The sequence below is a fragment of the Shewanella phaeophyticola genome, assembly GCF_025398315.1.
Taxonomy (GTDB): domain Bacteria; phylum Pseudomonadota; class Gammaproteobacteria; order Enterobacterales; family Shewanellaceae; genus Shewanella; species Shewanella phaeophyticola.
Map to the genome: position 1 here is coordinate 268521 of NZ_JAODOQ010000001.1, position 11208 is coordinate 279728.

Consider the following 11208-nt stretch of genomic DNA (forward strand, 5'->3'; position numbering starts at 1 on the left):
TGTTTGTTAGCTTAGTGCGATGTTTCAATCGTCTCATTTTAAAGGACTTGTTATGACCGCACATTTGCCGCTTACCGATTTTATAGAATATCCTCAAGATGAAATGCTTAAACGCGCACAAGACAATTACTTGCAAGTCAAACGACGCCATTCGATAAGATCATTTTCTGATCGCGCCGTACCCCAGGCCATCATTGAGCAATGCATTTTGGCTGCGGGCACCGCACCTAATGGCGCAAATCATCAACCCTGGCATTTTGTGGCTATTAATAGCCCTGAGATAAAAGCGCAAATTCGCCAGCAAGCTGAGGCGTTAGAGCAGGCTTTTTATGCCGGTCGGGCTGGTGAAGAATGGCTCGATGCGTTAAAGCCATTGGGTACAGACGCTAATAAGCCATATTTAGAGCATGCGCCTTGGCTAATTGCGGTGTTTAGCAAAAAACGTAGCGAGGAAGAGGGTGAACAAAAAACCAATTACTATGTGCATGAGTCTGTCGGCATTGCGACCGGTTTTTTAATTCAGGCCTTGCATCATGCAGGGTTAGGTACGTTAACTCACACCCCTAAACCCATGAGCTTTTTGAGTAAAGTGTGTGGCCGCGACAACGATAATGAGCGACCTTACATGTTAATTATTGCGGGTTATCCTGCTGAGGACGCAACCATCCCGCAGCATGCCGTGGATAAAAAATCCCTCGCTGAGATTTGCGACTTTATCTAAGTTTAATCATGATATTTGGCTGTACTTTTTTTAATCTTGTTAAAGCGTATTGGGGTTTGCTAAAGTAAGATATGATCTATATGGATTAGTTCTAGACTTTTTTCGTGTATAAATAAGCGTATTAAATGGAGTTAATATGAATGTAACAAGCTCGCTGTTGATATTTGCATTAGGTGGCATGGTGTCAATGCTCGCTGAAGCAGACAATCAACAGGCTCAATCTACTCAGGGCGATCTAGTTGAGTTGTCGATAACACTTAATGACCATTCTATTGGCTTAAGTTGCTTACCTAAAACCCAAGCGGCCAGCATAAATGCTGATTGGGTGGTTGAATGTAATCGATTAGCCTATGAATACCTATTGGAAAAATCAGCTGAAGGTATGGCGTTTCAACGTCAAGTGAATGAAAAACCTTTTGGCATGGCCGCCGACTTTATTGCCACTAATTTGATGCAAAACCCGACCAGTTTTAAGGCGGCGCATATTTCTCAAGAGTTTGAGTTTATACCTAAAAAAACCTAAAACATTGTTGAAGGTTGAATAAAAAAGCGCCGTTATGGCGCTTTTTTATTATTTGTATAACGACGGTGAGCCTTTAATTGGCCTGGTTTTAAAGCGACGATGCAGCCACATATATTGGCTTCTGTTGCGGTTAATTAATTGCTCAACAATTTGATTGCCGCGAATGGCATCATCGGTTTCGTTGTCGCCGGGAAAGTTGTCCAGTGCGGGCATAATTTCGAGATTATAACCGGTGTCATCGGCGTTTCGTTCAACAAAGAAAGGTAACACATTGGCTTTACCTAGCCTTGCAAGTGAGGTGGCACCGGTAATGGTTGCCGCGTCGGGTACGGCAAAAAACGGGATAAATACCGCGCTTGAGCGGCCAAAGTCTTGATCGGCGGTATACCAGATAACATCAGGTGCGCGTAAGCTGCGGATCATTTGGCGTACATCACGCTTAGGCACCAGACCTTTATTAGAGCGCAAACGGCCTTTAACCTGTAAATACTCCATCACTGGGTTGTTATGCGGGCGATAAACGCCTATCCCGGGAGCAAATTGGCCAAAGATACGTGCGCCCATTTCAAGTGGTAAGCAATGCACGGCAAATAAAATCACCCCTTTACCATTGTCTAAGCTATTGCTGACGTGCTCAGTGCCTTTGATAGTCATGTGTTGTTGAATACGCTCATTTGACCACCACCAGGCATTAACAGTGTCGAATAATGCTTTGCCGGTTTCTTCAAAGGTACTATCGAGGAGTTGCTGCTTGTCTGTTTCACTCATGTCCGGAAAACATAGATCAATATTACGACGTGCGGTGTGAACACGTCCTTTTGCGAATTTTTTAACTAAACGGCCAATGCCTGTGCCCATTTTCATTTGCCAACGCAACGGCAGTAACAACGTGGTGCGCATTAGTAATACGCCAAACCACATCGGCCAATGTTTAAGATGATATAAATCAGAAGAAAATTCGGCTTTTTCGACCACGGGTTACTCGTCTTGTTCACAAAAATTATTTGTTATTCTAACTCATTATTCTGATGAAAATTAGGTACAATTGCGGTTAAATTTTTGCAACACAGTGAATACACAATGAAGGTTTCTCTGCCAGCGTTTGAAAACGCGCGTATTTTAGTGATTGGCGACGTCATGCTGGATCGCTATTGGGTAGGTCCAACGGGACGCATTTCTCCCGAAGCGCCTGTGCCTGTTGTTAAAATTAACCAAATTGAAGATAGACCAGGCGGTGCGGCCAACGTGGCGTTAAATATTGCCGCATTGGGCGGCCAAGTGCAGTTGGCTGGCCTTGTGGGACACGACGAAACTGCAGAAGCACTTACCCAAGGGGTTAAAGTGTTTGGGGTTAAGCCGCAATGGTTAAGTGTTGCCGATAAGCCAACGATTACAAAATTACGAGTTTTGTCTCGTAATCAGCAATTAATCCGTTTAGATTTTGAAGAATCGTTTGATAAAGCCAGCAGTCAGGCCTTGTTTGATCAAAGTGAAACGATTTTAGATAACGTTGATGTGTTAGTGCTGTCTGATTACGCTAAAGGCGCGATTAACGAACCCAAAGACTTTATCGCCAAGGCTCGCGCAAAAGGCGTAACGGTATTGGTCGACCCTAAAGGCCATGATTTTGCCCGCTACCATGGTGCATCACTAATCACCCCAAATATGAGCGAGTTTGAAGCTGTAGTCGGCAGTGTGACTAGTGAAAGCGATCTGATTGAAAAAGCGCAGGCATTAATTAAGCAACATGACTTTAAAGCCATTTTAGTCACTCGTTCAGAAAAAGGCATGACGTTAGTGTCTAAAGACCAGCCTGAATTGCATATTCCTACCGTTGCCCGTGAAGTCTATGACGTGACCGGCGCGGGTGATACGGTGATTTCAGCGTTAGCGACATCGATTGCTGCGGGGGCAACGTTAGCGCAAGCATGTGCGATAGCGAATACCGCAGCCGGAGTGGTAGTGGGCAAATTAGGCACCTCGACGGTGAGCCGCATTGAGCTGATACAAGCGTTGGCACAAAGCCATGGCGAGTCTGGTTTTGGTGTGATGACTGAAGATCAACTCGCGTATGCAATGGAACAAGCGCGTTTACGTGGCGAACGTATTGTGATGACTAACGGTTGTTTTGATATTTTGCATGCAGGCCATGTAAGCTATTTACAGCAGGCTAAAGCGTTAGGCGATCGCTTAATTGTGGCGGTAAACAACGATGATTCAGTCACGCGCTTAAAAGGCTACTGGTCGCCCAGTTAATCCGGTTGATCGCCGCATGGCTGTGCTTGCTGGCTTGGCTGCAGTTGATTGGGTTGTTCCCTTTAGTGAAGATACCCCACAACGCGTGATTGCCCGTTTATTACCGGATGCTTTAGTTAAAGGTGGCGATTATAAAGTTGAAGACATCGCCGGTGGTGCTGAAGTGATTGCCGCTGGCGGTAAAGTGGAAGTGCTTGGTTTTGAAGATGGCGTATCGACCACGGCGATTATTCAAAACATCATGTCTAAAAAGTAGTGATGACTTTTCACTGGCAATGGTTATTCGTTAGCCTTATCGGTTTCAGTGTTGCTGTTGCCAGTGAGCCCCTCTCAGATCAATCGCTCTCACCGAGTACATCGGCTCATACCGCTGTTAATCCAATAAAACCGATGTCAGACTCAGTTTCCTCGAATTATCAGCAAGGTTATTTTACCGATATCGCTAACAAACGCGCGTTAGTGTGTTATGTGACGACGTTAAGCGACTGCTTGCAAATGTTGCCGTCGCATTTACGCCAGCAAACGGTATTTTCTGGCGCTGCGATACGTCACGCAATAGGCTATAAAAGTGCCATGGTGCTGTCAGCTCATGATAAAGCCATTGCTGGGGTGATAGTGCTTAATCCCAGTAAAGATATTGCTGAGCAAAGTGGCTCAATAGGGCTCACGACTTACCAATTGTCTTTAAAGCAACAAGAGCAGCTCACTTTGTGGCATGAGCTAGGGCATTTGTACAATATTGACCTGCAACAGACCTTACTGCCTAGTTCGCTAACAGAGTATCAGCATGAATGGTTAGCTGATATCTATCTACTCTGGCGGATTGCCCAGCATTATCCGCAACTCGATTTAGCTTGGCAGCAATTTCACCGCCGAAATTTAGCGCTGATTAATGACAGTGCCAATTTATCTCATTGGAGCGCCCCGCAACTGCAAATTGCGTTAAATCACTACCATATTGAGCAATTACAGCAGTTTATTCGTTATGAGGATTTTATTGTCGCCGTTTATCCGTTAATGCCGATGTGGTCTGAGCGTGATATGGCCGAGTTTTCAAGCTTAATACAACGCACCTTTGGCGCAGGGGTCGTGCAACCGTTACCTGGCTATATGTTTTGGCGCCAACCCAAACTTGTTGAAGTCTTATCGCCAACCCTTGAGCAGTTAATGGGAAAAGGTAATGCACAACTTTGGCTAAAGCAGCAATTTCGCACTGTTAAATAATTTGTAACTTTATGTGACTCTCGTTTATTGACTCATTATTTACCGTATGACGCTTGTTTGTCGATAAAGTCTATAACCTTTGATTTTAAAGGGGTAAATCAATCGTTATCGCGATAATATTCTGATTTATACTCACTTTCTGGATATTGTACGGTTAAATATGTTGTAAATTTGCTGATTCTTAGCAGAATTTTCTAGTTTGGTCTGGTAAGCTCTTGCACCAAAATAATTAGAGAGACCCATGTTTATGGCCAAGCGTTCACGAGTTGAAACTGAGTTAACCGTTAACCAAATTTTAGATGAAGCCTTTAAACAAATCCTCACGATTGGTTTTGAGGCCATGTCTTATACCACCTTATCTGCAGCAACTGGGATAAGCCGAACGGGTATTAGCCATCACTTTCCACGTAAAACGGAATTTTTAGTGCGTTTAGATGAACGCATAGGGCAGTTTTTTATTGAAGGATTAGATTTTTCTTCAATAGCGCAATTAAAGCAATCTTGGTTTGCATTGATGCAACACCCGGAGCGCAAAGCTGTGTTAAAACTGTTTTTAAGTTTATGTAGCAGTACTGATGACAATATTAAAACGCTTAAATCGTTAAATATTGTTAGAGATACTGCCGTAGCGCAATTTGCAGAGGCGGGAGGTCAATGCATTGAGCAGCTCATTGGACACAGTGTTTTAGCGCTGTTTAATCATGGGCAAGCTACGCAAGAAACGATTGAATAAAGTGTCAGTTTGGCAGAAATTTGTTTTACCCTGTAAGTAACGCATCGGTATTTAAATTGGCGTATGATCAATAAAATATCGACATACCAATATTGAGTTGAGTGAGTGGTTGACGTAAACCTTTAGCTTACACAGCAAGCAATAGCATTTTGGTATATCACGCGAGCAGCACTTAACGGTGTTGCTCGCGTTTTACTTTATACCCAATTAACCTGAATATGCATAGTCAACTTGATTTGGCACTAGTTCTTTTTACGATTTTCGTAACGGTCACACATTTGCTGAGCTTTTTCGTCGTCGTATTCACGCAGACCACTTAGTACCAGGGTTTTTACTCCGCTGCCAATTACTTTTCCTTCGCTGTGTAATTCAAAGGTTAAGGTCACATCACCGCGCTTGCCATTAATCACCAATGATTGCTCAGCTAAATGTAAACTCATGGTGCTGAAGTCAAAATGTTCAAGATGGAACGACATGCTTTCGTAAATAACCAATGGGCGCTCTGGGTTAATCATTACTTGATGTTGTTTCATCATCGGCATTAACACATGGATGAAGTTTAAACCTGAAAACGCGACGTAACTCTTAATAAATGCCGCGGTTTGCACGTCGCATTTACACACTTCGCCTTGGCGTTCAATGTGCAGATACTCTTTGCCTTTGGTATCGCAAATACTGAATTGATCAGTGACGCTTTTATCTAGATGCAGTTCTACATTATCACCGACCATACCTGCAAACTTAAATTGCATATTTTGGCTTAAGCCATATTCAGTGAGCACTAAAGCAAACAACAAATCACCTGGAACACAAAAACGCTTTGCACCGACATCGTGAATGGGGTTGAAGTCTTCGGCGACCTTTTTGGCAAAGTCACTGGCTTGTTGAGCAGAAATAAACACACTTTGATCTTGTTTTGTAAAGTAAGGTGATAAAAACATATAGAATTATTCTTATTGGTCAGTTGTCTGCTAATGCACCACAGCGGTTTGTATCTGATTATGCAGTAAAAAACATAATTTGGTGCATTAATATTTTTAATAAAATGGTTAATTGAGCGAGAGTTTACTTTATAACGCCAAATAAACTCACCCGATGACTAGGGTCTGTTGATCTTTCAAGGTTATTTTTACAGCGAATTGTTGGACATTCGTACAAGGCAGAGACTTTGAGGTGTAGTTATTCTACATAAAAAGTCGATAACGCAGTAAAAATGGCCAACAAACGCAGCCCGAAGGGTTCGGCTAAAAACGTTTTACTCTTTGTTGAATGGATTTTGCTTAGATGGCTAGGCATCAATCCATTCGCCTCTATTAAAACGTTTTTAACTCGAACAAAATTCAACCAGCAAAGATCAACAGACCATAGAGCCTACTGAGTTTTTGCCGTGCTCGGTTTCACAAAATCTTGATTTAAATATCGTGGGTGGGGTATTGCACTTTGCTGTAAATATTTTTTTGATAAAAAGATATACTGCTACCAGAACATGACATTATGTTTACCGTGTTTTTTAACGCTGTACATGGCTTTGTCAGCCTGCTCGCAAACATTAGTAAACTCATCGAGTTCGTCGAATACACTAATACCAATACTTAAGCCTATGTTGATGGTTTCACCATCGAGCTCCAGTGGTGGGCGGTATAAATCTAACAAGATATTAGCCATTTCTACGAGTAACTCAACGTCATTGCATTGGGTTAAAATGACAAATTCATCGCCGCCAAAACGCGCCACATGAAAGTTATCTTGATTGGCTTTGGAGTTGTCAGAGTTAAATAACTGTTGGCAAGTGTGTAATAGTTGATGTGCAATATGAATTAATAAGTTATCACCATAACGATGGCCTAAATGGTCATTAACGATTTTAAAGCCATCTAGATCAATGAAACATAACGCACCACAATTATGTTGGCGGTTTTGTTGTTTTTGCTTTTTAAATGCTTTGACTAAAGCGGTACGGTTAAGCAGGTTAGTGAGCGGGTCCGGTGAGCCAGTTTAGCTAATTCTTCTTCGTAACGTTTTTCTTTAGTGATATCAACATGAGCTCCCATAATCCGTAGGGGCTGGCCATTGATGTCATGTTCAATAATCCGGCCACGGTCAGACACCCAAGCGACTGAGCCGTCTTTGTGGATCATGCGGTGCACAGCTTGGTAGGTTTCAGCTTTACCGGCAACGTGACTCTCGAATGCTTCGATGACCCAGTCTTTATCATCGGGGTGTAAGTTGCCTTTCCAGCTGTCGATATGTGCGGGCAGTTCTTGACGGGTAAACCCGAGAAGGTGACCCCATTGTTGATTAAAAATAGTCAGATTACCGCTTGGGATGTGTTGTTCCCATAAACATAGGCCTGTGCCATCTAGAGCTGCATTGAGTTGTTCATTAACCCGTTTGTTCACTAGGGTGAGGTGGCTATTCTCACGCTCTAGTTGCTTAATTTTGAGCTTGTATTGCTCAATTTCAAGCTGAAGCTGGGTTATGTTGTCCTGCACTGCCATTGCTAAGCGATAATCCTTTTAATCCGATATCAAGTAGTTTAGCTAATTATTAAATAAAAAAATACCAGCTGTTAAGCTGGTATTTTTTAGACGCGGATTAAACGTTAAAGTGCTTTTAGAATTGCTTCGACACTGTCTTTAGCATCGCCAAACAGCATTTGGGTATTGTCTTTAAAGAACAATGGGTTTTGTACACCGGCATAACCTGTGTTCATTGAACGTTTAAAACCAATCACGTTTTGCGCTTTCCACACTTCGAGTACTGGCATACCGGCGATGGGACTATTTGGATCTTCCATCGCAGCAGGGTTAACCGTATCGTTAGCGCCAATCACTAATACTGTGTCAGTGTCGCTAAAGTCTTCATTGATTTCGTCCATTTCGAGTACGATATCGTAAGGGACTTTTGCTTCTGCGAGCAGTACGTTCATGTGGCCAGGTAAGCGCCCTGCAACCGGGTGAATACCAAAGCGAACCTTAATACCTAATGCCCGCAGCTTTTTAGTGATTTCTGCTACAGGATATTGCGCTTGTGCAACGGCCATACCGTAGCCTGGAGTGATAATGACTGACTCAGATGCTTTAAGCATATCTGCGACATCTTCTGCGCTGGTTTCACGATACTCACCAACGGTTTCATCACCAGATGCTGCAGTGCTGTCGTTACCAAAGCCACCGGCAATCACTGAAATAAACGAGCGGTTCATGGCTTTACACATAATGTAAGACAGAATCGCACCCGATGAGCCCACTAGTGCACCCACAACAATCAATAAGTCATTTGATAGCATGAAGCCCGCTGCTGCAGCTGCCCAACCTGAATATGAGTTCAGCATTGATACCACTACAGGCATGTCTGCGCCGCCAATTGATGCCACTAAATGCCAGCCAAATGCAAAGGCAATTAAGGTCATTAAAATTAGTGGAGTGACAGCGCCGCCTGCTTGTACAAACATCACCATCAAAATGAATGATACTACTACCGCAAGCAAATTAAGCTTATGGCGGTGCGGTAACATTAGCGCTTTTGATGATATAAGTCCGCGTAACTTAGCAAAGGCAACAATAGAACCGGTAAAGGTCACTGCACCAATAAATACCCCTAAGAATACTTCAACTAAGTGAATGTTTAGCATGGCGCCAGTTAAGTGTTCAGCTTGCTGTACTTGGCTTGCTTCAACAAAAGCGGCTTTAGCAGACTCTAGAGTTGTATGTAAGTCTTGACCTAATACTAAAACAACTTCAGAGACTTCGTGAGGCTGAATATCAATAAAGCTATTAAAGCCCACTAATACTGCTGCTAAACCCACAAAACTGTGCAAAATGGCGACCAGCTCTGGCATTTCAGTCATTTCAACTTTTAATGCTAAGCGGATACCTATTGCACCACCAATCACCATGGCAAGAATGATCCATTCTACGCCGCTTGTAGCAGGGTTGAGTATGGTGGCTGCAAGCGCAATCGCCATACCAATTATGCCAAATAAATTACCATTTTTAGCTGTTTCTTGTTTTGATAACCCAGCTAAGCTGAGAATAAAAAATACCGCGGCAACGATATAAGATGCTGTAACCAGTCCTTGAGACACGATATTACCCCTTAATCTTTACGGAACATCTTCAGCATACGCTGAGTGACGGTAAAGCCGCCAAAGATGTTAATACTGGCGATAAGCACCGCAACAAACGCAAGTGCAGTGACAAGGGCTGAGCCTTGACCAATCTGCAATAGCGCACCTACCACAATAATGCCTGAAATCGCATTAGTGACTGACATTAATGGTGTATGTAACGCATGAGACACGTTCCACACCACGTAGTAACCTACAACGCACGACAAAATAAACACGGTAAAATGAGATAAAAACTCAGCTGGTGCCACAGATGCTACAGCGGCAAAGCCGGCAATCCCCAGTGCACCTAAGATGTATTTAAGCTTTGACGGTGCTTTTTCTACTTTTTCGGCTTTAGGTTCAGTGCTGGCAGCAGGTTTTGCAGGCGCTGCTGAGACTGAAATGGCGGGTGGTGGGAAAGTAATTTCGCCGCCACGAGTCACGGTCATATTGCGCATCACCACATCATCAAAGTCGAGTACTGCATTACCGTCTTTTTCTTTACACATTAACTTCATCAAGTTGACTAGGTTAGTGCCATAAAGTTGTGATGATTGTGCTGGTAAACGACCAGGAAGGTCGGTGTAACCTAATACTTTTACGCCATTATCAGTAATGAAGCGCTCGCCACTTACTGTGTACTCACAGTTACCCCCCGTCGCAGCAGCTAAATCGACAATCACTGAACCTGGTTTCATGGTGTCTACCATGTCTTTGGTGATCAGTTTTGGCGCAGGGCGACCTGGGATAAGTGCGGTGGTAATAATAATGTCGACTTCTTTAGCTTGCTCGGCAAATAACGCCATTTCAGCAGCAATAAACTCTTCTGACATGACTTTGGCATAACCGTCAGATGAACCGCCTTCTTTGTTTTCAAACTCAAGCTTTAAGAAGCTGCCGCCCATTGATTCAATTTGTTCTGCCACTTCTAAACGAGTGTCAAATGCGCGAACGATTGCGCCTAGAGAACCTGCAGTGCCGATAGCAGCAAGACCTGCTACACCTGCTCCAATGACTAAGACTTTGGCTGGAGGAACCTTACCCGCAGCGGTAATTTGTCCGGTAAAAAATCGACCAAATTCGTGAGCGGCTTCTACCACTGCACGGTAACCACCAATGTTGGCCATTGATGATAATGCGTCAAGTGATTGTGCCCGTGAAATACGTGGCACCATGTCCATTGCCATCACGGTAATGTGTTGGCTTGACAGTTTTTCAACGAGCTCTGGGTTTTGTGCTGGCCAGATAAAACTGACTAACGTGGTATCTCGATTTCATTTTTGCAATTTCTTCATCGGTCGGTGCATTAACTTTAAAAATAAAGTCTGCTTGATACACGTTGTCGACTACATCTGCTCCAGCAGCTTCAAATGCAGCATTATCAAAGCTCGACTTCACACCTGCCTGTGCTTCGACTGCCACACTAAAGCCGAGCTTTTTTAGCTGTACCACAGTGGCTGGAGTCGCCGCGACTCGAGTTTCACCTTCGATACTTTCTCTCGGTATTCCAATCTGCATGACTGTTTCCTGATGGTTAATAAAAGACTGTCTATTGCTTGCCCCATCAATAGACTATTCCGTTTGAGTATTACTTTTCCACATGGGCACTTAGCGGGTAGAAAAAGTGCAGCATATGGCCA

Annotated in this window: 7 protein-coding genes and 4 pseudogenes; 5 read left to right on the plus strand and 6 right to left on the minus strand. The window is 43.5% G+C overall.

The features are described 5' to 3' along the window. Positions 1 to 52: 52 nt before the first annotated feature. Positions 53 to 721: a nitroreductase family protein gene (locus N4T56_RS01290; RefSeq protein WP_188738928.1), complete on the plus strand. Its 669-nt coding sequence runs from the start codon at positions 53 to 55 to the stop codon at positions 719 to 721. A gap of 136 nt (positions 722 to 857) precedes the next feature. After that, positions 858 to 1244, plus strand: coding sequence for a hypothetical protein (locus N4T56_RS01295; RefSeq protein WP_261731962.1), 387 nt, complete (start codon positions 858 to 860; stop codon positions 1242 to 1244). A gap of 48 nt (positions 1245 to 1292) precedes the next feature. Here the strand turns inward: N4T56_RS01295 and N4T56_RS01300 are convergent, their stop codons facing one another. Continuing rightward, positions 1293 to 2219, minus strand: a complete 927-nt coding sequence (locus N4T56_RS01300) for an LpxL/LpxP family Kdo(2)-lipid IV(A) lauroyl/palmitoleoyl acyltransferase (protein ID WP_261731963.1) — start codon at positions 2217 to 2219, stop codon at positions 1293 to 1295. A gap of 105 nt (positions 2220 to 2324) precedes the next feature. Here N4T56_RS01300 and hldE point away from each other — a divergent pair. From hldE to N4T56_RS01315, 3 genes and pseudogenes are all read left to right on the plus strand, one after another. Further along, a pseudogene (gene hldE, locus N4T56_RS01305) lies at positions 2325 to 3756 on the plus strand (bifunctional D-glycero-beta-D-manno-heptose-7-phosphate kinase/D-glycero-beta-D-manno-heptose 1-phosphate adenylyltransferase HldE). A gap of 2 nt (positions 3757 to 3758) precedes the next feature. Continuing rightward, positions 3759 to 4724 (plus strand): hypothetical protein, encoded by a 966-nt coding sequence (locus tag N4T56_RS01310; protein ID WP_261731964.1) that lies wholly within the window; start codon positions 3759 to 3761, stop codon positions 4722 to 4724. 247 nt (positions 4725 to 4971) lie between these two features. Continuing rightward, on the plus strand, positions 4972 to 5457 hold the full coding sequence (locus N4T56_RS01315) for a TetR/AcrR family transcriptional regulator (RefSeq protein WP_261731965.1): 486 nt from the start codon (positions 4972 to 4974) through the stop codon (positions 5455 to 5457). Between the two features lie 242 nt (positions 5458 to 5699). On the opposite strand, the gene N4T56_RS01320 is transcribed toward N4T56_RS01315, so the two are convergent. The 5 genes and pseudogenes from N4T56_RS01320 to N4T56_RS01340 all read right to left on the minus strand — a co-directional run bounded on the left by N4T56_RS01320 (position 5700) and on the right by N4T56_RS01340 (position 11086). After that, entirely contained in the window at positions 5700 to 6398 is a 699-nt protein-coding gene (locus tag N4T56_RS01320) for a DUF3581 domain-containing protein (RefSeq protein WP_261731966.1), read from the minus strand. Positions 6399 to 6522: 124 nt separating this feature from the next. Next, positions 6523 to 6753 (minus strand): annotated as a pseudogene (locus N4T56_RS22630) (hypothetical protein). A 180-nt stretch (positions 6754 to 6933) separates the two neighbouring features. After that, positions 6934 to 7955, minus strand: a pseudogene (locus N4T56_RS01330) (diguanylate cyclase domain-containing protein). Between the two features lie 104 nt (positions 7956 to 8059). After that, positions 8060 to 9544, minus strand: a complete 1485-nt coding sequence (gene pntB, locus N4T56_RS01335; RefSeq protein ID WP_188918156.1) for a Re/Si-specific NAD(P)(+) transhydrogenase subunit beta — start codon at positions 9542 to 9544, stop codon at positions 8060 to 8062. An 11-nt stretch (positions 9545 to 9555) separates the two neighbouring features. Then, positions 9556 to 11086 (minus strand): annotated as a pseudogene (locus N4T56_RS01340) (Re/Si-specific NAD(P)(+) transhydrogenase subunit alpha). Positions 11087 to 11208 lie beyond the last annotated feature (122 nt).